Annotated in this window: 17 protein-coding genes and 3 pseudogenes; 6 read left to right on the top strand and 14 right to left on the bottom strand. The window is 69.1% G+C overall.

Going from position 1 to position 20,237, the window contains the following annotated elements; genetic code table 11:
• Positions 1-10 precede the first annotated feature (10 nt).
• The 8 genes from MKK84_RS17695 to MKK84_RS17660 form a co-directional block, all read right to left on the bottom strand.
• Positions 11-991 (bottom strand): ABC transporter ATP-binding protein, encoded by a 981-nt coding sequence (locus MKK84_RS17695; RefSeq protein ID WP_243921951.1) that lies wholly within the window; start codon positions 989-991, stop codon positions 11-13.
• Complete coding sequence (locus MKK84_RS17690) at positions 988-1,968, bottom strand: ABC transporter ATP-binding protein (RefSeq protein WP_243921949.1); 981 nt, start codon at positions 1,966-1,968, stop codon at positions 988-990. Before MKK84_RS17690 ends, MKK84_RS17695 begins: the two co-directional genes overlap by 4 nt.
• On the bottom strand, positions 1,965-2,936 hold the full coding sequence (locus MKK84_RS17685; RefSeq protein WP_243921947.1) for an ABC transporter permease: 972 nt from the start codon (positions 2,934-2,936) through the stop codon (positions 1,965-1,967). The genes MKK84_RS17690 and MKK84_RS17685 overlap by 4 nt, the downstream gene beginning before the upstream one ends.
• 10 nt (positions 2,937-2,946) lie before the next feature.
• Entirely contained in the window at positions 2,947-3,927 is a 981-nt protein-coding gene (locus MKK84_RS17680) for an ABC transporter permease (protein WP_243921945.1), read from the bottom strand.
• A 9-nt stretch (positions 3,928-3,936) separates the two neighbouring features.
• Entirely contained in the window at positions 3,937-5,550 is a 1,614-nt protein-coding gene (locus MKK84_RS17675; RefSeq protein WP_243921943.1) for an ABC transporter substrate-binding protein, read from the bottom strand.
• 383 nt (positions 5,551-5,933) lie between these two features.
• Positions 5,934-9,092, bottom strand: coding sequence for a multidrug efflux RND transporter permease subunit (locus MKK84_RS17670; RefSeq protein WP_243921941.1), 3,159 nt, complete (start codon positions 9,090-9,092; stop codon positions 5,934-5,936).
• An 18-nt stretch (positions 9,093-9,110) separates the two neighbouring features.
• Positions 9,111-10,382 (bottom strand): efflux RND transporter periplasmic adaptor subunit, encoded by a 1,272-nt coding sequence (locus tag MKK84_RS17665; protein WP_243921939.1) that lies wholly within the window; start codon positions 10,380-10,382, stop codon positions 9,111-9,113.
• 153 nt (positions 10,383-10,535) lie between these two features.
• Positions 10,536-10,988 carry a hypothetical protein gene (locus MKK84_RS17660; protein ID WP_243921937.1) on the bottom strand — a complete coding sequence of 151 codons (453 nt, stop codon included), beginning with the start codon at positions 10,986-10,988 and terminating at the stop codon, positions 10,536-10,538.
• 172 nt (positions 10,989-11,160) lie between these two features.
• Between MKK84_RS17660 and MKK84_RS17655 the strand changes: the two genes are divergently transcribed.
• The 3 genes and pseudogenes from MKK84_RS17655 to MKK84_RS17645 all read left to right on the top strand — a co-directional run bounded on the left by MKK84_RS17655 (position 11,161) and on the right by MKK84_RS17645 (position 13,533).
• Positions 11,161-11,721, top strand: coding sequence for a L,D-transpeptidase (locus tag MKK84_RS17655; RefSeq protein WP_243921935.1), 561 nt, complete (start codon positions 11,161-11,163; stop codon positions 11,719-11,721).
• A gap of 529 nt (positions 11,722-12,250) precedes the next feature.
• A pseudogene (locus tag MKK84_RS17650) lies at positions 12,251-12,462 on the top strand (DUF4287 domain-containing protein).
• A 202-nt stretch (positions 12,463-12,664) separates the two neighbouring features.
• A pseudogene (locus MKK84_RS17645) lies at positions 12,665-13,533 on the top strand (LysR substrate-binding domain-containing protein).
• A gap of 91 nt (positions 13,534-13,624) precedes the next feature.
• Here MKK84_RS17645 and MKK84_RS17640 read toward each other — a convergent pair.
• From MKK84_RS17640 to MKK84_RS17630, 3 genes are all read right to left on the bottom strand, one after another.
• A complete protein-coding gene (locus tag MKK84_RS17640) occupies positions 13,625-14,704 on the bottom strand; it encodes a molybdopterin-dependent oxidoreductase (RefSeq protein WP_243921933.1) in 1,080 nt (359 codons plus the stop codon).
• A gap of 68 nt (positions 14,705-14,772) precedes the next feature.
• Entirely contained in the window at positions 14,773-15,105 is a 333-nt protein-coding gene (locus tag MKK84_RS17635; protein ID WP_243921931.1) for a c-type cytochrome, read from the bottom strand.
• Between the two features lie 11 nt (positions 15,106-15,116).
• Positions 15,117-16,328, bottom strand: coding sequence for a molybdopterin-dependent oxidoreductase (locus MKK84_RS17630; RefSeq protein WP_243921929.1), 1,212 nt, complete (start codon positions 16,326-16,328; stop codon positions 15,117-15,119).
• 87 nt (positions 16,329-16,415) lie between these two features.
• On the opposite strand from MKK84_RS17630, the pseudogene MKK84_RS17625 reads away from it, so the two are divergent.
• Positions 16,416-16,595 (top strand): annotated as a pseudogene (locus MKK84_RS17625) (hypothetical protein); the annotation flags it as partial.
• 140 nt (positions 16,596-16,735) lie between these two features.
• Here the strand turns inward: MKK84_RS17625 and MKK84_RS17620 are convergent.
• Positions 16,736-17,665 carry a LysR family transcriptional regulator gene (locus tag MKK84_RS17620; protein WP_243921927.1) on the bottom strand — a complete coding sequence of 310 codons (930 nt, stop codon included), beginning with the start codon at positions 17,663-17,665 and terminating at the stop codon, positions 16,736-16,738.
• A 95-nt stretch (positions 17,666-17,760) separates the two neighbouring features.
• Here MKK84_RS17620 and MKK84_RS17615 point away from each other — a divergent pair, with 95 nt between their 5' ends.
• Positions 17,761-18,855 (top strand): aldo/keto reductase, encoded by a 1,095-nt coding sequence (locus MKK84_RS17615; RefSeq protein WP_243921925.1) that lies wholly within the window; start codon positions 17,761-17,763, stop codon positions 18,853-18,855.
• 198 nt (positions 18,856-19,053) lie between these two features.
• Positions 19,054-19,404, top strand: a complete 351-nt coding sequence (locus tag MKK84_RS17610; protein WP_243921923.1) for an MmcQ/YjbR family DNA-binding protein — start codon at positions 19,054-19,056, stop codon at positions 19,402-19,404.
• Positions 19,405-19,455: 51 nt separating this feature from the next.
• On the opposite strand, the gene MKK84_RS17605 is transcribed toward MKK84_RS17610, so the two are convergent.
• Positions 19,456-19,914: a DUF2852 domain-containing protein gene (locus MKK84_RS17605; RefSeq protein ID WP_243921921.1), complete on the bottom strand. Its 459-nt coding sequence runs from the start codon at positions 19,912-19,914 to the stop codon at positions 19,456-19,458.
• A gap of 86 nt (positions 19,915-20,000) precedes the next feature.
• On the bottom strand, positions 20,001-20,189 hold the full coding sequence (locus tag MKK84_RS17600) for a hypothetical protein (RefSeq protein WP_243921919.1): 189 nt from the start codon (positions 20,187-20,189) through the stop codon (positions 20,001-20,003).
• Between the last annotated feature and the right edge of the window lie 48 nt (positions 20,190-20,237).

Below are 20,237 nucleotides of genomic sequence, written 5' to 3'. Positions count from 1 at the left end.
CCGCGCCCCGTCAGGCCCGCCCCTCGTGCACGGCGTGGCAGGCAACGCCGTCGAGCAGCGCCGGTACCTCGGTGCGGCAGCGGTCGTTGGCCAGCGGGCAGCGCGGGTTGAAGGTGCAGCCCGGCGGCGGATCGATCGGGTTCGGGATCTCGCCGGAGACCGGCACCCGGGCGCGGCCGACATGGGCGAGGTCGGGCACCGCGTCGAGGAGCATCCGCGTGTAGGGATGGCGGGGCGCCGCGAACAGGTCTTTCGCGGTGGCGACCTCCACGAGGCGGCCGAGATACATCACCCCCACCCGGGTCGCCATGTGGCGGACCACGGCGAGGTTGTGGGAGATGAACAGGTAGGTCAGCCCCAGCCGATCCTGCAGGTCGCGCATCAGGTTGAGGATCTGGGCCTGTACCGACACGTCGAGCGCCGAGGTTGGCTCGTCGCCCACCAGGAACTCGGCTTGGCTCGCCAGCGCCCGGGCGATCGCCACCCGCTGGCGCTGCCCGCCGGAGAATTCGTGCGGGTATTTTTTCGAATCGTCCGCGTGGAGCCCGACGAGGCCGAGCAACTCGCCGACCCGGGCGCGGATCGCCCCCTCCCCCTGGATCAGGTTAAAGGCGCGGATCGGCTCCGCGATGATCTTTCCGACCCGCCAGCGCGGGTTCATGGACGCGTAGGGATCCTGAAAGATCATCTGGATCCGCGCTCGCAGGCGCCGCCGGGCCGCAGCCTGGCGCGGATCGGTCATCGACACGCCGGTGATCGTCACCTCGCCGGCCGAGGGCGGCAGCAGGCCGACCACCATCCGGGCGACCGTCGACTTGCCGGAACCGGATTCGCCCACGATCGCGAAGGTCTCGCCCTTCTCGATCGTGAAGCCGACCCGGTCCACCGCCGTGAGGAATTTCCGCGGTTCGCGCTCGATCACCCGGTTGAGCCAGGGTTTCGAGACGTCGAACCGGCGGCGCAGGTCGGTGACTTCGACGTAGGCGCTCACGCTGCGCGCTCCGCTGCATCGTACAGGTGACAGGCGACCCGGCTGGCATCGACCGGGATCGGCTCGGGCCGCTCGACGCGGCAGCGGGCAAACACCTTCGGGCAGCGCGGGTTGAAGGCGCAGCCCTGCGGGATGGCGGTGAGCCGGGGCATCGAGCCGGGGATCTGGCTCAGCCGGTCCGCCTCCTGCGACAGGGTCGGGATCGCCCCCATCAGGCCGACCGCGTAGGGGTGGTGGGGCTTGGCGATCACCGAGGCGACCGGGCCGATCTCGGCGACCCGCCCGGCATACATCACCGCGACCCGGTCGGCGGCCTCGGCGATGACGCCCATGTCGTGGGTCACCAGCATCACGGCGGTGCCATGCTCGCGGCAGAGGCGCTTGAGCAGCGTGATGATCTGGGCCTGGACCGAGACGTCCAGCGCCGTGGTCGGCTCGTCGGCGATGAGCAGCTCCGGCTCGGCGGCGAGCGCGAGCGCGATCACCACCCGCTGGCGCATGCCGCCGGAGAATTCGTGCGGGTAGCCGTCGATCCGCCGTTCGGGTGCCGGGATGCCGACCTCGGCCAGGAGGTCGATGGCGCGGGTGCGGGCGGCCTTCGCCGACAGACTGGTGTGGGTGCGCAGGGTCTCGACGATCTGGTCGCCGACCCGGAACAGCGGATCGAGCGAGGTCAGCGGATCCTGGAAGATCATGCCGATGCGCCGGCCCCGCACCCGCCGCATCGCCTCCGGGGACAGGTTGTCGATGCGCTCGCCGCGCAAAAGAATCTCGCCGCCGGCGATCCGGCCGGGGCGGTCGATCAGCCCGATCACCGCCGAGCCGGTCACCGACTTGCCGGCCCCGGACTCGCCGACGACGCCCAGGATCTCACCCCGGCCGATGTCGAACGACACCCGGTCGATGGCGGTGAGCGGCCCGCGGCGGGTGTCGAACGCGACCGTGAGGTCGCGCACGGAGAGGATGGTTTCGGTCATTGCAGCTTCGGATTGAGCGCGTCGCGCAGCCAATCCCCCAGGAGGTTGATGGCGATGACCAGCCCGGCGAGCGCCACGCCCGGGAAGGCGACGATCCACCACTCGCCGGAGAACAGGAACCGGTTGCCGGTGCGGATCAGGGTGCCGAGCGACGGCATGGTCTCGGGCAGACCCGTGCCGAGGAACGACAGCGTCGCCTCGGTGATGATCGCGAGCGCGAGATTGATCGTCGCGATCACGAAGACCGGCCCGGTGACGTTGGGCAGGACGTGGCGCACCAGGATCACCGGCGGCGACAGGCCGATCAGCCGGGCCGCCTGGACGTAATCCTTGCCCTTCTCGACCATCACGGAGGAGCGCACGGTGCGGGCGTACTGTACCCAGAAGGACAGGCCGATCGACACCACGATCAGCCCGATCAAGGGCCCGACATCCAGTGCGCTGCCGAAGCTCGCCTTGGCGACACCGTCCACCACCAGGGCGATCAGGATCGCCGGAAAGGTGAGCTGCACGTCGGCGACCCGCATGATCAGCGTGTCGACGGCCCCGCCCGCGTAGCCGGCGATCAGGCCGAGCGCGATGCCGAGCACCCCGGAAGTCAGCACGCCGAGCACGCCGACGATCAGCGACAGCCGCAGGCCGTACAGCACCGCCGAGAGCACGTCCCGGCCCTGGTCGTCGGTGCCGAGGTAGTAGGGCGCCTGACCGTCCGCCTGCCAGATCGGCGGCAGGTTGGAGTTGATCAGGTCGAGCTGGGCCGGGTCGTAGGGGTTCTGGGGGGCGATCAGCGGCGCCGCGAAGGCGAGGCCGACCATCAGAACCGTGGCGATCAGCGCCGCCATGGCGGTCTTCGAGCGCAGGAAGTTCGCCAGCAGGTCGGAATCGCGCCAGCGGGCGAGCCGGGAGCGCTTCGCCTCCGGCAATGGGACCGGCGGGGCATCGCCCGCGTCGAGGTCGTATCCGCTCATCGGTCGCCTCTCATGCCGCCCGCCCGGTGGAGAGCCGCAGGCGCGGGTCCACCACCGTGTAGAGGATGTCGACCACGAGATTGATGGTCACGAAGATCAGCGCGACCAGCAGCAGATACGCGGACATGATCGGGATATCGACGTTCTGCACGGCCTGGACGAACAGCAGGCCCATGCCGGGCCACTGGAACACCGTCTCGGTGATGATCGAGAAGGCGATGACCGAGCCAAGCTGCAGCCCCGCGATGGTGATCACCGGCACCAGCGTGTTCTTCAGGGCGTGGCGCAGGTGGACGGCCCGGGTGGTGAGACCCCGGGCGCGGGCGAAGCGGATGTAGTCGGTGCGCAGCACCTCCAGCATCTCGGCGCGGACCAGCCGCATGATCAGCGTCATCTGGAACAAGCCGAGCGTCACCGAGGGCAGGATCAGCGCCTTGAGCCCGGAGGCGGTCAGGAATCCGGTGGTCCACCAGCCGAGCCGCACCGTGTCGCCGCGCCCGTAGGAGGGCAGCCAGCCCAGCGTCACCGAGAACAGGTAGATCAGCAGGATGCCGATCAGGAAGGTCGGCAGGCTGATCCCGATCAGCGAGACCGCCTGGAACAGCCCGGCGAGCCAGGAATCCCGGAAGAGCGCGCAGTACACGCCCATCAGGATGCCCACCACTAGGGCGAACACCGTGGCGCAGAAGGCGAGCTCCAGCGTCGCCGGCATGCGCTCGGCCAGGAGCTGCGAGACCGGCTGCCGGAACTGGTACGAGATGCCGAACTGGCCCCGCACCACGTTGCCGGCATAGCGGGCGAACTGGACCAGCACCGGATCCTCGAGGCCGAGACTTTTGCGGATCTCGGCTCGCTCGGCCACGGTGGTGTCGGGGCCGACGATCTGGTTCACGGGATCGCCCGCGAACCGGAACATCGCGAAGGCGATGAGCCCGACGACCGCGAGGACCGCGGCCGCCTGGATCACCCGCCGCAGCAGGAAGGCGAGCACGCCCGGCTCCTACTGCGGGTCCTTCGACACCCAGTAGAGCAGGAGCAGGTTGTCGGCGCGCTGGGTCAGGTGGACCTTCTTGGAGACGCCCCAGGCCAGCGCCTGCTGGTGCAGCGGGATGTAGCCCCAATCGGTGTTGAGGACGTCGAAGCCGTCCTTGATCAGCGCGTCGCGCTTGGTCTTGTCGGTCTCGGATTCGACCTTGTCGGCGATCTCGTCGATCTTCGGGTCGCAATAGCCCGCGAGGTTCCAGCTGCCCCGGCCCGACTTGTCACCGGGCTTCCGGCAGCCGACGATCTCGTAGAGGATGTTGTGGCTGTCGAGCGAGGACGGCGTCCAGCCGAGCAGGTAGAACGAGGTGTCGTAGTTCGGCGCCAGAACCTTGGCGAAGTACTTGGCCTTCGGCTGGGCGTTGAGATTCACCTTGACGTTGATGCGGGCGAGCATCGAGACCACCGCCTGACAGATCGCCTCGTCGTTGACGTAGCGGTCGTTCGGGCAATCCATGGTGAGCGAGAACCCGTCCGGATAGCCGGCCTGGGTCATCAGCTCCTTGGCCTTCTTGAGGTCGGTGGCCGGGCGCTTGAACTCGGCGCCGCGGTCGTAGAGCGCCGGGGCGATCATCAGCGCGGAGGGCACCGCCTGCCCGCGCATGACGCGCTTGGCGATCGTCTCCTCGTCGATGGCGAGGTAGAAGGCCTCGCGCACCTTGATGTCCTTGAACGGGTTCTTGCCCTTGACGCTCGAATCCTTCAGCTCGTCCCGATCCTGGTCCATGCCGAGGAAGATCGTGCGCAGCTCAGGCCCGGCCATCACGATGGCGGTGCCGCTGGCATTGACCCGCTGCTGGTCCTGCAGCGGCACGGGATCGATCCAGTCGACCTCGCCGGAGAGCAGCGCGGCGACGCGCGTCGCCGGATTGGCGATGGTGGTGAGGATCGCCTCGTCGAGGTTCGACTCGACCTTGCCCCAGTAGCCGTCGAACTTCTTGAACACGGTCTTCACGCCGGGCTGGTGCTCGGCGATCACGAACGGGCCGGTGCCGTTCTCATGCAGGGTGGCGTAGCTCGGGCTGGTGGCGTTGGGCGCTGTCGGCTGGACGACGCCGTTCTTCTCGGACCACGCCTTCGACATGATCAGCCAGGTCGGGAACTGGGCGATGGCGATGGGGTTCGGCTTCTTCAGCACCATGTCGACGGTGAAGTCGTCGACCTTCACGAATTCGGCGTCGGAGGGGACGTTGGTGGTGAAGTTCGAGCCGGAGGCCCGGACCCGCTGAGCGGAGAAGAGCACGTCGTCGGCGGTAAAGGGCGAGCCGTCGTGGAACTTGACGTTCTTTCGCAGGTGGAAGCGCCAGCGGGTCGGCTCGGGGGTCTCCCAGGATTCTGCGAGGCCGGGGGCGAATTTCAGGTTCTTGTCGAGGGTAACGAGGGACTCGTAGGCCGCCTGCTGCATCCCTTCCGTGAAGCTTTCCTTGAGGGAGTACGGATCCAGCGATTTCAGATCGCCCTGGAAGGCGAAGCGGAACACGTTGGCGGCCTGCGCGGGCAGCGCGAACGCCAGGGTCGCGACCGCACCCACGGACACGCCGCGGGCGAGGGTCTTCAGGGCTGAGCGGGACAAGCGGATCTCCGGAACCGTGAAAGTTGAGCGCAGGCCGTTCCGCGGAAGCGGTGGTTAGGCTTAGCCCCGGCACCGCGCGTCGGCAAACGGCGCGACCGCTGCGCCCACAGCAAGGTTCGGACCAGAGGTACTGGTTGAGGGGCCAATTCCCGCGGTCTCGGAGGCGTGTCAGAGATTTACGGTCGAGGATCGAGCGCGGGTCCCCTCTCCCGTGCGGGAGAGGGACAGGGTGAGGGATCAGGTCTTCCTGAAGAGGGCGCGACCTGTCGGCGCTTCAAGGGTGCGCTCGATCCTGAGACTTCTCGTCCCTCACCCCAACCCTCTCCCGCACGGGAGAGGGGGCCTGTCGCGCCTTGCATAAACCACGACGCGAACGGCGCCGCTCACTCGGCCGCCACCCGCGCCGGCTCGGGACGCGTCTCGGCTTCCGCCGCCTCCCCCTCCGCCACGGCCTTGCGCCGGAACAAGCGCATGACAACCACGAAAAACACCGGCACGAAGAACACCGCCAGCACGGTAGCGGTGATCATGCCGCCCATCACGCCGGTGCCGATCGCCTGCTGGCTCTTCGAGGCGGCACCGGTCGCGATGGCCAGCGGCACCACGCCGAAGATGAAGGCGAGCGACGTCATCACGATCGGCCGGAACCGGAGGGTCGCCGCGTCGATCGCCGCCCGCACCACCGAGGTTCCGGGCCTCCAGAGGTCACGCGCGAATTCCACGATCAGGATCGCGTTCTTGGCCGAGAGCCCGATGATCGTGATCAGCCCGATCTTGAAGTAGACGTCGTTGGGCATGCCGCGCAGGTACACGGCCGCCACCGCGCCGATGACGCCGAGCGGAATCACCAGCATCACCGAGACCGGGATCGCCCAGCTCTCGTAGAGCGCGGCGAGGCACAGGAACACGATCAGCACCGACAGCGCCAGCAGCAGGCTCGCCTGGCTGCCGGCCTGCTTCTCCTGATAGGACTGACCCGTCCAGGCGTAGCCGAAACCCTTGGGCAATTGGAGCATCAGCCGCTCCATCTCGGCGATGGCGTCGCCCGACGTGTAGCCGGGGTTCGGCTCGCCGGTGAAGCGCACCGACTGATAGCCGTTGAAGCCGACGATCTGGCTCGGCCCCATGCCCCATTTCAGCTCCGCAAAGGACGACATCGGCACCATCGTGTTGGTGGCGTTCTTCACCGCGTAGTTGAGGATGTCCGACGCGGTCATACGCTGGAGCTGCTCGGCCTGCACGTAGACCCGCTGCATCTTGCCCCGGTTGGGGAAGTCGTTCGGGTAGACCGAGCCGAGGTTGAGCTGGATCGTGGCGTTGATGTCCTCGAACTTCACGCCGAGCGCGGCCGCCTTCTCGCGGTCGATGACCAGTTCCGCCTGCGGGGTCGGCGGCAGGCCCTCGATCTTCACCTTCTGGAGGATCGGGCTCTGCGTCGCCAGCTTCAGGAGTTGCTCCTGGGCCGACAGCAGAGCCGCGTAGCCGCGATTGGCCCGGTCCTGAAGGCGGAACGAGAAGCCCGCCGCGTTGCCGAGGTTGTCCACCGGGGGTGGTTCCTGGGCGTCCACGGTGGCGTCGCGGTAGGTGCTGAGCGCCGTATTGGTGGCGGCCACCAGCGCGGCGGCAGAGTTCTTGGCGTCGCGCTCGCCCCAGGGCTTGAGGGTCACGAAGGCCTGACTGGTGCTGGGCGCCTGGCCCGAGAACGAGAAGCCGTTCAGCATCGTCACGGTGGCGACGCCCGGCTGCGCCAGCAGGTACTCCTCGACCTTGCGCACCGCCTCCTGGGTGCGGTTGTAGGAGGCGCCAGGCGGCGTCTGGATGTCGACCGTGAAGAAGCCCTGGTCCTCCACCGGCAGGAAGCCCTCCGGCAGCTGGACGAAGGCGTAAGCGGTCCCCGCCACCAGCGCGAGGTAGACCAGCATCACCCGGCCGGACTTGCGGATGAACGCCGCGGTGCCGCGGCCGTAGCGGGCGGTCTCCCTATCGACAAACCGGTTGAACATCCCGAACACGCCGCCCTTGGCATGGCCGTGGCCCTTCTCGATCGGCTTCAGGAAGGTCGCGCAGAGTGCCGGCGTCAGCGACAGGGCCAGCAGCGCCGAGAAGCCGATGGAGGTCACCATCGCGATCGAGAACTGCCGGTAGATGATGCCGACCGAGCCGGGGAAGAACGCCATCGGGATGAACACCGCCACCAGCACCAGGGTGATGCCGATGATCGCCCCGGTGATCTGCCCCATGGCCTTCTTGGTGGCCTCCTTGGGGGGCAGCCCCTCCTCGTTCATGATCCGCTCGACGTTCTCCACCACCACGATGGCGTCGTCGACCAGGATGCCGATGGCCAGCACCATGCCGAACATGGTGAGCACGTTCACCGAGAAGCCCGAGATCCACATCACCGTGACGGTGCCCATGAGGGCGATCGGCACCACGATGGTGGGGATCAGGGTGTAGCGGATGTTCTGCAGAAACAGGAACATCACGAGGAAGACCAGCACCACCGCTTCGACCAGCGTGTGCAGCACCTTCTCGATGGAGGCTTCCACCGCCGGGGTGATGTCGTACGGGATGTCCCACTTCAGGTCCGGCGGGAAGAACTGGGACAGTTCCACCATCTTGGCGCGGATGGCCTTGGCGGTCTCCAGCGCGTTGCCGTCGGGGGCGAGCGTCACCGAGATGCCGGCGGCCGGGCCGCCGTTGAGGCGCGTGGAGAACTGGTAGGCGTCGCCGCCGAGTTCGATCCGCGCGACGTCGCGCAGGCGCACGTTCGAGCCGTCGGAATTGGCCCGAAGCACGACCGCCCCGAAATCCTCGATGGTGCCGAGCTGGCCCTTCACGATGATCGGCACGGTGAGCGCCTGCCGGGTCGGGCTTGGCTGCGCGCCGACCGAGCCGGAGGCGACCTGGACGTTCTGGTTGCGGATCGCATCGGTCACGTCCGAGGCGCTGAGCGACAGGCCGCGCAGCTTGTCGGGATCGACCCAGACCCGCAGCGACCGCTCCGTCGAGTAGAGCGTCGCGCGGCCGACCCCGGGGATGCGGCGGATCTCGTTGATGACGTTGCGGATCAGGAAGTCGCCGAGGCCGACCTCGTCCATCGACCCGTCCCTGGAGACGAGGGTGATGATGTTGAGGGTGGCGGCCGAGGCCTCCTCCACCAGGATGCCCTGCTGGCGCACCTCGGCCGGAAGGCGGGCTTCCACGCGCTTCAGCCGGTTCTGGACCTCCACGGAGGCCAGAGCCGGGTCGGTGCCGGGCTGGAAGGTGGCGGTGATGTTGACCGAGCCGAACGAGTCGGTGGTCGACTCGAAGCTCATGATGTTGGCGGCGCCGTTCAGCTCATCCTCGATGAGCCGGGTCGTGCCGATGTAGAGGCTCTCGACTGAGGCCCCCGGATAGGCCGTCGACAACGCGATGGAGGGCGGCGCGATCACCGGATACTGCGCCACCGGCAGGTTCGGGATGGCGAGCGCGCCGCCGAGGCAGATGAACAACGCCACCACCCAGGCGAAGACCGGGCGGTCGATGAAGAAGCGGGCCATGGTCGGGGTCTCCCGGGCTCAGTGGCGCTGCTGGGCGGCAGCGGCCCGCGGGGCGGCCTCCGCCTTGTCGCGAGAACTCTGGTCACCCTGCACGTCGGGTGCCTCGTCGGCATCGTGCTTCGGCCCGGTCTCGCCATGGACCGGACTCTGGTCGAGGGGCTTCACCTTGGCGCCCACGGTGATCTTCTGGAACCCGTCGATCACGACGCGCTCGCCCGCCTTGAGGCCCGAGCGGATCAGCCAGTTCTGGCCGACCACCGGCCCGACCTCGACGGGCTGGCGCATCACGGTCTCGTCGGCACGCACGATCCAGACCTCGGCGCGGCCGTCATCGGTGCGCTGAATCGCCTGCTGCGGCACCGCGATGGCGTCGGAATCGATGCCCTGCTTGATCCGCGCCCGGACATACATGCCGGGGAACAGCTCGTCGTGCGGGTTCGGGAACTGCACCCGCAGGGTCACCTGTCCGGTGCTCGGATCGGCGGTGACGTCCGAGAACAGCAGGCGGCCGGCCAGCGGGTAGAGGGAATTGTCGTCCATGATCAGGTGGACGTTGGCGGTGTTGTCCTCCAGCCGCGCCAGCTCGCCGCTGGCGAGGTCCCGGCGCAGGCGGTTCAACTCGCCGACCGACTGGGTGATGTCGACGTAGATCGGGTCGAGCTGCTGGATCGTGGCGAGCGCCCCCATGGCGCCGGGCTCGATCAGCGTGCCCTCCGTGAGCAGCGCCCGGCCGATGCGGCCGGTGATCGGCGCGCGCACGTCGGTCCAGTCAAGGTTGAGCTGCGCCTTCTGGCGGCTCGCCTTGGCGCCGGCCACCTCGGCCTCGGCCTGCTTCTTGCCCGCGTAGGCAGCGTCGTACTGAGCCTGGCTCGCCGTGGCGCGGGAGAGCAGCTGCTCCAACCGGTCGGCCTGCTGGCGGGCGAGCACCAGGGCGGCCTCCTGGCGGGCCAACGCCGCCTCCGCGCTGGCAAGCTCGACCTCGTAGGGCGCGGGGTCGATTTTGTAGAGAATATCACCTTCCTTGACCATGCTGCCCTGCTCGAACAGGCGCTTGACCACGAGGCCGGAGACCCGGGAGCGGACCTCGGCGATCCGCATCGGCGCGACGCGACCGGGCAGGTCGCGCAGATAGGGAATCGCCTGTGGCTCCACTTTGACGAAGCCGACCTCCGGCACGGGCGGCGTCGGCGCGGCGGCCTGCTTCGGGTTGCAGGCCGCGAGGCCGAGCAGCAGCAGGACAGCCGGTGCGCGGAACGGGGACAGGGTTCTGGCGGACAAAGTGCGGGTCACGATTACCGACGCTCCTGAAAGCATGCGTCTGCTGAGGCTGGCGCGGGGCATGGGCCCGCGCATCGTCGAGTCGGATCTCGGGACCGGTCATGCGACCGGCCGGGCGGAGATCAGGTCAGGCGGGCTCGCCGGCCGTGGAGGCTAGGGCGCGCGTCAGGCCGAGCGTGGGGGCCGGTGCGGCGAACCGTCCGGCGCGGCGGCCGGCACGCTATCGGACCTGTAATCGAACGATGCGGAGATGGTGTGGCGGGGCCGCGGCGCCTCAACCGGGGGGTGCGGCAGGCTCAGCTCCGTGAGGATCTCACTGTCGGCGGCGCAGAGGTCGGTGCGGCCGAATGTCGAATGCTCAGCCTCAGGCTGTGACTCCGGTGCGCCCGACAGGACCGCCATCCGGGCGCCCGTGACGGTGCAGGCCGGCCCTTCAGCGCGCATGACCTCGGCTCGGGCAGGCACAGTGAGGCACGCCACCGTCGCAAGGACGAGCAGCGCCAGCACGGCGAGGCCCCGCGCGAGGCGGTCCGGCGGGCCCGCGATGCGGCGGGCCAGGAGGGCGGCGGATCGGATCACGAACATGAGATAAGCATGGCCGTCGCTGGGTTCAATCACCCATGGCGTCGCGCCGACCGGACCCTGTTGCACGAACGCAACGGTCACGCCCGGAAGCGCCCTCCCCTGCAACCCGGCCTCAACCTTGCCGCGAAGTCGGGGCCGGGTTCGGCCCATGACCGCGCGGCCGACGCCAAGGCGCAAGCCGCGACCAGGGGAGGAGATGGAGACCATGTCGAAACGGATCGCGATGCTGGCGCTCGCGGGCGCCCTGCTGGGGGGCACGCCTGCTTCCGCCGGCCCGATGGACAGCGGGCCGCTCGCGGATTTCCTGAACGTCTTCCGCAGCCAGGCGATCCCGCGCGAGACGATCGGCTGGAACAGCACCGAGAAGCCCGGCACCATCGTGATCTCCACCCGCCAACGCCGGCTCTACTACATTCTCGGCAACAGCGAGGCGATCCGCTACGGCGTCGGCGTGGGCCGTCAGGGCTTCTCTTGGTCAGGCACCAAGACCGTGACGATGAAGAAGGAATGGCCGGCTTGGCGCCCGCCGCAGCAGATGCTGGCCCGCCGCCCGGACCTGCCGCGCTACATGGCCGGCGGCCAGGACAACCCGCTGGGCGCCCGCGCCCTCTATCTCGGCTCCTCGCTCTACCGGATCCATGGCTCGAACGAGCCCGAGACCATGGGCGCGGCGGTCTCCTCCGGCTGCATCCGCATGACCAACAAGGATGTGGTCGATCTCTACGACCGGGTCCGCGTCGGCACCAAGGTGGTCGTGCGGGACTGATTGAGCGCGCACAGGACATTTGTCGGCGCGCATCCAGGCCAGCCTGATCACCGGGCTCCGACCCTGAATGCGTGAGGGTGCTTCCCGGCGCGCGCGTCATTGAGCGCGCGCTGGCCAGCCATGAGTCTCATGCCACCTGCGACGACCGGGCCCGCGGGGAGGCATGCGGGGGCTGTCGCCTGCCTCATGGCTGCCAACGCCCTCCGCAATCCTGCCTAAGCTCTCGATGCCCTGAGCGTCACCGCGAAGATCCTCCCGCGCCGGGGGCGCAGCCAGTTTGATCGCTGCGGCACGTGCCTCGGTGCAGCAAGGCCCTGGCCGACGGCATCGTTCAGGTCGCGCGCGAGGGCCTGCGGCTCCTCGTCTTGAACGGCTGCTTCGGAGTAGATCCGCCGCGGAAGCGGACGGGCGCCTTCGGCCCTTGCGCGGGCATCAGCGGGCCTACCGTAATGGTTCTTGCGTCAGGGTTGCGGTCGGCGCGATGCGCGGCGAAGCTGGCGCCGATCGCCTGCTGTGAAAGATGCTCCGCATGCCGACCGACTCCGCCAAAGGCCCTGCATCGTATTTTCCGTCCATCGAGAAGACGTACGGGCGTCCGATCGGCGAATGGCAGCAGCTGGTCCGGACACGCCTTCCCGCAAAGCATATGGACCTGATCTCCATGCTGAAAGCAGAGCATGACTAGGCCACGGTCACGCCAACGCGATCGTCGCGCACGTGTTGTCCGAGCATAAGCGGTAACCGACCCGCGCCGCCGATACGGCGTGGCCGCTTTCCAGACGTCTCAGACGCTCCATGAGCGATCCGCAGCGACAGAATCTAGTTGAAAGCTGCGGGTCCGCCTTCGAGCCGGTATGCGGGACAAGCGTACGCGCGGCCGCCGCCCGAAGCTTAGCCGAGGCATGATACGCTCGCAGCGTCCTCTCTGCCGCCGAGCCCGTCGATGACCCACGATCAGTTGCGCATCTTCGTGGCGGTCGCCGAACGCCGGCACGTCACACGCGCGGCCGAGGCGCTCAACATCGTCCAGTCGGCGGTCAGCGCCGCCGTGTCCGGACTGGAGGGGCGGCATGCGGTCAAGCTGTTCCACCGGGTGGGCCGCGGCATCGAGTTGACGGATGCCGGACGTATCTTCCTCGGGGAAGCCCGAGCCGTGCTCGCCTGCGCCGAGGCGGCCGAGCAGGTGCTGGCCGACCTCAGCGGGTTGCGGCGCGGGAGCCTGCGCGTCCATGCCGGCCAGACCATCGCCAGCCATTGGCTGCCCCGCCATCTCGTCGCGTTCCGGCCGCCTACCCGGAGATCACGGTCCGCCTCGCGGTGGGCAATACCGCCGAGGTGGCGCGGGCGGTCAACGAGGGCGCGGCCGAACTCGGTTTCGTCGAAGGTGAGATCGACGATCCCGCTCTGGCGAGCACGGCGGTCGCGCAGGATCGCCTCGTCCTCGTCGTGCCGCCGAGCCACCCGTTCGCCGCCGCAGGCGCACTCATGGCGGCCGATCTCGCGGCTCACCCCTGGGTGCTTCGCGAGGAAGGATCCGGCACGCGCTCCGTCTTCGAGGCTGCGTTCACGGCGGCCGGCGTTCCGCTCCGGGAGCTCTCGGTCGCGCTGGAGCTGCCCTCGAACGAGGTCGTTCTCGCCGCGGTCGAGGCCGGCGCGGGAGCGAGCGTCCTGTCGGAGGCCGTCGTGGCGGGCAAGCTCGCCGCTTGTGTGCTGGTCGCGGCGCCGTTCCCGCTGCCGACCCGGACCTTCCGGATGCTGCGCCACAAGGAGCGCTATCGCAGCCGGGCCGCCGATGCCCTCTGCTCGGCTTGATCCAGGCGGCCAAGCCGTGAGCGGCGCTCATTCGCCGAGGCGCTGCCGGACTGGCCCCTCCGGGTCATGGCTCTGGCGCATTGGAACGCGCTTAGTCCACGGTGACGCGCACGCGGTGCCACGATGCGCCGAGATAGCCCTTGTAGTTCCAAGTGTCGTCGGGAGCGGCCGGCTGGGTCTGACCGGCCTCGTCCCAGGCGCGCACCGCCAGTTCATGCTCGCCCGCCGGTAGATCGAGGTCGATCGACCAGAACGTCCAGGCGAAGGGCGCGGCCGCATCATGCTCGAGCGCGGCTTGCGCCCAGGTTCGGCCGCCATCGCCCGAGACATCAACGCGAACCACCGCGCGATCGCCCGAAACGGCATAGCCGGTGATGCACTGGACCCCGGCCTTCAGGCTCGCGCCCCGCGCCGGCGCACAGATCACCGCGTTGAGCGGCATGGTGTTGATGGTGTGCCCCTTGGCGGGGTCTGCCGTCGCCGCGGTGACGTCGGCCGGGAACAGCTTGTAGTCGTCGGCCTGGATCGGGTTGTCGGACGGGTGATCCTGCACGGTGATGCGCGTCAGCCATTTCGGGCTGCGCACCCCGGCAAAGCCCGGCACGACGGCGCGCAGCGGGAAGCCGTGTTCGGGCAGCAACGGCGCACCGTTCATCGCGAAGGCCAGCAGGGTCTCCGGGGCGAGCGCCTTGGCGAGCGGGATCGAGGCGCCGTAGGGATGCCCGTCGACCAGGTCGTGACACGCGAAGGCGACATGCAGGTCCGCGCCCTCGGTGATCCCGGCCGCGCGCAGGACGTCGCCCAGCCGCACCCCGGTCCAGTCGGCGGTGCCGATCGCGCCCCCGTCCCAGGGATCGCCGGAGACCGGCGCCACCGCCCGCATGTCGGCGCGGCGGTTGCCCGCGCACTGCATCGTGGCGGTCACGGTGACCTGGGGAAAGCGCGACCGCAATCCGTGCAGCGACAGCTCCAGCGCGATCGGGATCGCCCCGTCGACCGTGAGCCGGTAGCCCTCCGCGTCGATCTCGGGCAGGTCGCCGTGCGAGCGCACGTAGAAGTCGTCCGCCGCCGTGCGGTAGGCCGCGCGCAGCCGGGCGAGCGGCGGCTCGGCGTTGTAGGGCGCATCCCCGTGCACGATCAGGCGCGCCTTGCGCTCGGCCAAGCTCGACATCTGAATCTCCACGTTCGGGCACCGGGGGTACAACCTGCCGGGACCGATCCGATCCCGGCACGCTCCGCTCACGGCTTCATCGCGGCGAGGTAGTCGACGATGGCCTGGATATCGGCTGGGTCGACCGGCGCCTTGTAGATGTGGACCATCTTGTTGACGGTCTCGGTCCACTGCGCCCGCGACAGTTTGGGTTGCGTCAGCACCATCCCGGCCGAGTGGCAGGCGAGGCAGTTGTTGTTGACCGCCTCCGCCCCGGGGCCGTCCGGGAAGGTCCGGTCGGAACTCGGCAGCTCGACCCGCTGCGAGGTGAAGCGCATCGGCTCGGGCGCCGGGGTAGCGAGCGCCGCGGCGGGGGTGAGGGCGAGCCCGGCGAGCAGGCATACGGTGCGGGCTGTGGACATGGCTCTCTCCCTCAGGCGACGTGGAGCGACACGGTCTCGACACCGTTCTGCATGAATCCGGCCCCGTTCCAGACCGGGTCCATCGGCTGCGCGAGGCCGTTCGTGTTGGTGCAGCGGACCTTGAGGGCGTGGCTGCCGGCCGACAGCGCCGGAAGGCTGCCCTCGAAGCGGCGGAAGCTGTAGGGGCCCGCGTCGGCCCCGAGCCGTGCCGGCGTCCACGTCGCGCCGCCGTCGCTGGAGATCTCGACCGTCTTCACCCCGCAATCGCCCCCGAAGGCGATCCCCCGCACGGCCACCGGTGCGCCGGCAGCGACCGTGGCGCCGTCCTGCAGGTTGGTCACGAACGAGCGCGGGACCATCCGGTTGATCGGCACCGTCTTGAAGCCGGTCTGGCCGGGCTTGATGTTGGCCCCGGGCACGTCCGGAATACGGTAGGCGGTCTTCATCCAGTACTGATCGTCGAGCTTGTCCAGCACTTCGATGTCGGACAGCATCTTGACCCAATAGGTCGAGTACCAGCCCGGAACCACGAGGCGCAGCGGGAAGCCGTTGAGCAGCGGCAACGGCTCACCGTTCATCGCGTAGGCGAGCATGACCTCGCCGTCCCGGGCATGGTCGAGGTCGAGCGACTTCTTGAAGTCCGGCGCGTCGTCCACGACCGGCTCGTCGAGGCCGCTGAAGCGCACCTGCACGGCCCCCGCCTTCACCCCGGCGCGGTCGAGCACGTCCTTCAGGCGCACGCCGGTCCAGCGCGCGTTGCCCATCGAGCCATTGGCCCACTGCGCCCCGGGCACCCGCGGCTCGAACAGGCCACGGGAATTGCCCGAGCACTGGTTGACCGCCGCGATCTCGAAGCGCGGCAACTGGGCGATCGCGTCGAGCGACAGCGACAGCGCCCGGTCGACATGTCCGCGCACCGTCAGCCGGAAGGCGTTCGCGTCGATGTCGGTGGGGATCGAGGCCCAATGCCAGCGCACGTAGAAGCGGTCGTTGGGCGTGAACACACCCTGGTCGAACACGTCGAACGGCGTCTCCAGGAGCGGCGGCCGGGTGCGCTGCAGGATCATCGACCCCTTGCCGGGGAAGGCGGTCGTGAGGTCGCGCGTGTCGGGACCACCGGGCAGCGGCAGCGTGACCGTGCCGGCAGCCCAGCCCGGCGCGGCGGCCGCGAGACCGCCGAGGCCGGCGAGTACGGCACGGCGAGGGATGGCAGAAGGGGTCACGTGCAGGCCTTCGCGTTTGGGTCGGGCGCCCCAGGCCCCGCCTCTCGATGGGAGAGATATCTTCCCCGCTATGTGCGGTCTAACAAGCTGCCGAACTACACAACGATCAACCTGATCTCTTACTATTGGATCACGCCGGGGGTGCGGATTTACCTCAACGTCGACAACCTGTTCGACGCCACCTACTACGATCGTGCATTCCAGAACCGCTACGCTACGCCGGGCGCACCCCGCACCATCATGGGCGGTGTCGCGGCACGGTTCTGACGAACACCGCCGTCGGGACGAGGATTCTCTGCGGTGGCTGGAGCGCTTCGCCGGCCTGCTCGGTCACCGGTCGCGCAGCGACCGCGATTTCGCCGGCGAGGTTGCGCGCGGCTGGCGCGGCGCCTGAGGCGGGCTGGATCTCAGGGGCGATCCGGGGGCGCGACGAGCCCCCGTGCGGCCGGCTCCCGCCAGCGCAAGACGTCGATCAGGCTCCGGAGGGCCGGGGTGACCTGCCGGTCGGGATAGTACAGGTGGCATCCGGGGAACGGCGGACACCACGGGTCCAGCACCTGGATAAGCCGCCCGGCCGAGAGGTCGTCGGCCACGTCGTCCTCCAGCATGTAGCCGAGCCCGGCCCCGGCCCGCACGGCGGCCGCCGCGAGGGGACCATCGTTGGCGACCAGCTGACCGGCCGCACGGATACGGACCTCGCGCCCGTCGCGGGCAAACTCCCAGGGCAGCAGGCCGCCCCCGCCGACGAGGCGATAGTTCACGCAGCGATGCGCCTCCAGGTCGGCCGGCGTCTCGGGGCGAGGAGAGCGGGCGAAATAGTCGGGCGTGCCGACGACCACCGTGCGCAGGTCCGGTCCAACCCGGACCGCGACCATGTCCCGCTCGACGGTTTCGCCGAAACGGATGCCGGCATCGAACCCGGCGGCAACAATGTCGGTCAACCGGTCGTCGACCACCACCTCGACCGAGACGGCGGGGTGGTCGATCAGGAATTGCGGCAACCGGGGTTCGAGGATGGTGCGGGCAGCGTAGGGAAACGTCGTCAGGCGCAAGCTGCCCGAGGGCTCCCCGCGCCAGTCGGCCAGGGCGTCGAGGCCCTTCGCAACCTCGTCGAGGGCCGGGCCGAGGGACCGCAGAAGCCGCTCGCCGGCCGGGGTCGGGGCGACGCTTCGGGTCGTGCGGGCCAGAAGGCGCACGCCGTACCGCTCCTCCAGCGCCCGCATGGTGTGGCTGAGGGCGGAAGCCGACACCCCCATCTCGGCCGCAGCACGCGTGAAGCTGCGATGCCGCGCCACCGCCGCGAAGGCCGCCAGGTCGTCAAGGGTACCACGCCGCATTCCTGAGCCACGCTCACAAGACCTTGCCGACCTTTACGGCTAATCGCGGCCTGCGTCGCGGATTACCTCTCGATCCTCACCAGAGAGGTACGGCGATGGACCTGACGCACTATCGGACCCTGGGACGCTCTGGCTTGGCGGTAAGCCCGCTCGCGCTCGGCACCATGACCTTCGGCGCGGGCCGCTGGGGCAGCGACGCGGCGACTTCGGCGGCGATCCTCGACCGCTACGTCGAAGCCGGCGGCAACTTCGTCGATACGGCGGACGTCTATTCCGGGGGCGAGAGCGAGACGATGCTCGGCGCGATGGTCGCGGAGCGCGGGCTGCGCGACCGACTGGTCATCGCCACCAAGTGCGGTTTCTCCCGTGCTCAGGGCACCCCGCTCGCGGGCGGCAACAGCGCCCGCAACATCCGCGCTGGCCTGGAGGGCTCGCTGCGGCGGCTGCGGACCGACTGGATCGACATGTACTGGACCCATGTCTGGGACCGGACGACCCCGCCCGAGGAGGTGCTGCGCGCCCTGACCGATGCCGTCGCTCGCGGGGACATCCTCTATTACGGGTTCTCGAATGCCCCGGCGTGGTACGCGGCGCAGATCGCCACCCTGGCGCGCGCCCACGGCCTGCCCGAGCCGGTCGGCCTGCAATACGGCTACTCCCTGGTCGACCGCGGCGTGGAGCTGGACGTCCTCCCCGCCGGTAAGGCGCTCGGCCTGGGACTGGTCCCGTGGAGCCCGCTGGCGGCGGGTCTCCTGACGGGGAAGTACGGGCGCGAGAAGCTCGCCCAGGCGGGACCGGCGGGGTCACTCCCGGACCGGTCCGGCGCGGCGAGCCAGGGCGGCAGCGACGGGCGGCTTAACGGCGACAACCCGTTCGGGGGCATGCTGTTCACGGAGGCCAACTTCGCGGTCGTGGACGTGCTGCGCGCTGTCGCGGCGGAACTCGGACGTCCGATGGCGCAGGTTGCTCTGGCCTGGGTCGCGCGGCGTCCCGGCGTTTCGTCGGTTCTCGTCGGCGCGAGCCGTCCGGAGCAACTGGACCAGAACATCGCTGCCCTGGACGTCGCCTTGAGCCCCGAGCAGCACGGGCGGCTGGACGCGGCCGGCAAGCCGCCGAGCCTCAATCCCTACTTCATCTTCGACCTGCCAACGCCGACCATCTTCGGCGGCCAGGACGTCCGAGCTTGGTAGCCTCATTCCACACGATTGCCGCTTGCAGCTCGGCTATACGTGGAGGAACCGATGATCTTGGTGACTGACGACCCCCCACGAACTACGCGGCGCGGATCGGACGACGTGGCACGGCATAGCGACACAGATCGCGTCGCGCCGGATGACTCAAAGGTTGGTCGCTCCGATCATTCGGCGACCGAAACGATGAGAGCAGCGATGGGCGTCGACATCGAACGCGTGAAGGCGCTCATCGCGACGCTGGAGGCGGTGACCTCCGGCCCGCACTTCCACAGGACCGCCTTCCGGACGCCGCGCAAGACCTTCGCGACGTTGGACGAGGCGGGCCAGGACCTCAACCTGATGTTCGACCCGGAGCATCGGGATTTCTTCTGCGAACAGGTCCCCGACGCGTTCAGCCCGGTCTCTGGCGGCTGGGGCCGTATGGGCGCGACGCGGTGCGACCTGAGCGCGGTCGACGAGGCGACCCTCCTGTCGGCCCTGACAGCGGCGCACAGGCTCGCCGCCCCGAAGGGGCGGACCCGAATCCGTCGGGGCGGCGTCGCATGATGCTGGAGCGGGCGTCGACGCAGAATCGCTCGATGCCAGCCAACCAACCGATCAGCCGATCGTCGAAGGGAGCGACAGCTCGGACGGTGGAGCCGATTTGTGAGCAGGATGATCGGCAATGCCGACGCGGTCGACCACCGCGCCTGATCCGGCGGGATGTTCGGCCACGAAACGCTCGAAGGTCGCCCGATCCTTGGCGCGCTTCAGCTTATCGACGAAGCTCTCGAAATCCTTGAGACGGGTTTCGAGTCCTTGGCGCTGCGCCTCGATCCGGCTGATCTCGCCGTCGCGCCACGCGTCGAAGGCGGTATTGCCGCTGGTTCGTGCCGCTATGAACCAAGGCCGTTCGCGGGACGTGGCGCCGAGTGCGAAGGGACGGCGCAGGCGTTCGAGGCCAGGGAGGCCGGACAGCCTGAGATCGCGCCGTCCGAGCGCCTGCCGCGCTACGATGACCAGTCCGGCGAAACCGCCGAGATAGAGGGCCTCATGGATCCAGGGCATGATGGGCATGGGAAAGCTCCTTGCGCGCGTGTCGGCGCCGTTGACGATGGCCGGAGCATGCCGCCGTGTCCGTGATGCAGCCTGAACCGGTCGGTTCAGCGCGGATTAAGCTTTCCGGCCATGAACGCGGAGCGGGTCGACCGTATCCGGTCCCACGCCAGCCGCGTTGATGTGACGGTCAGGCGCTTGCCCATCAGGATCGGATCGTCGTCGCCGAGCGCCTGGATCCCGGTCAGAGACCGCGACCCTCGCGACGCGGCGAAGGGGAGCCGAAGTTCGAGCACCCCGTCGTCCCCCGTGTGACAGACGGTGGCCCGAGCGCCTTTTTTGGT

This window comes from Methylobacterium sp. E-065, assembly GCF_022829605.1.
Taxonomy (GTDB): domain Bacteria; phylum Pseudomonadota; class Alphaproteobacteria; order Rhizobiales; family Beijerinckiaceae; genus Methylobacterium.
The sequence above is the reverse complement of the archived record's forward strand: the minus strand, read 5'-3'. Positions and strand labels throughout refer to the sequence as shown.

What these genes read in the sequence shown, in the direction of transcription:
- MKK84_RS17610 (WP_243921923.1), top strand. Translation starts at nt 19,054, where the DNA reads ATGGGCGTCGACATCGAACGCGTGAAGGCGCTCATCGCGACGCTGGAG.
- MKK84_RS17620 (WP_243921927.1), bottom strand. Translation starts at nt 17,665, where the DNA reads ATGCGGCGTGGTACCCTTGACGACCTGGCGGCCTTCGCGGCGGTGGCG.
- MKK84_RS17690 (WP_243921949.1), bottom strand. Translation starts at nt 1,968, where the DNA reads ATGACCGAAACCATCCTCTCCGTGCGCGACCTCACGGTCGCGTTCGAC.
- MKK84_RS17670 (WP_243921941.1), bottom strand. Translation starts at nt 9,092, where the DNA reads ATGGCCCGCTTCTTCATCGACCGCCCGGTCTTCGCCTGGGTGGTGGCG.
- MKK84_RS17615 (WP_243921925.1), top strand. Translation starts at nt 17,761, where the DNA reads ATGGACCTGACGCACTATCGGACCCTGGGACGCTCTGGCTTGGCGGTA.
- MKK84_RS17685 (WP_243921947.1), bottom strand. Translation starts at nt 2,936, where the DNA reads ATGAGCGGATACGACCTCGACGCGGGCGATGCCCCGCCGGTCCCATTG.
- MKK84_RS17655 (WP_243921935.1), top strand. Translation starts at nt 11,161, where the DNA reads ATGTCGAAACGGATCGCGATGCTGGCGCTCGCGGGCGCCCTGCTGGGG.
- MKK84_RS17640 (WP_243921933.1), bottom strand. Translation starts at nt 14,704, where the DNA reads ATGTCGAGCTTGGCCGAGCGCAAGGCGCGCCTGATCGTGCACGGGGAT.
- MKK84_RS17635 (WP_243921931.1), bottom strand. Translation starts at nt 15,105, where the DNA reads ATGTCCACAGCCCGCACCGTATGCCTGCTCGCCGGGCTCGCCCTCACC.
- MKK84_RS17605 (WP_243921921.1), bottom strand. Translation starts at nt 19,914, where the DNA reads ATGCCCATCATGCCCTGGATCCATGAGGCCCTCTATCTCGGCGGTTTC.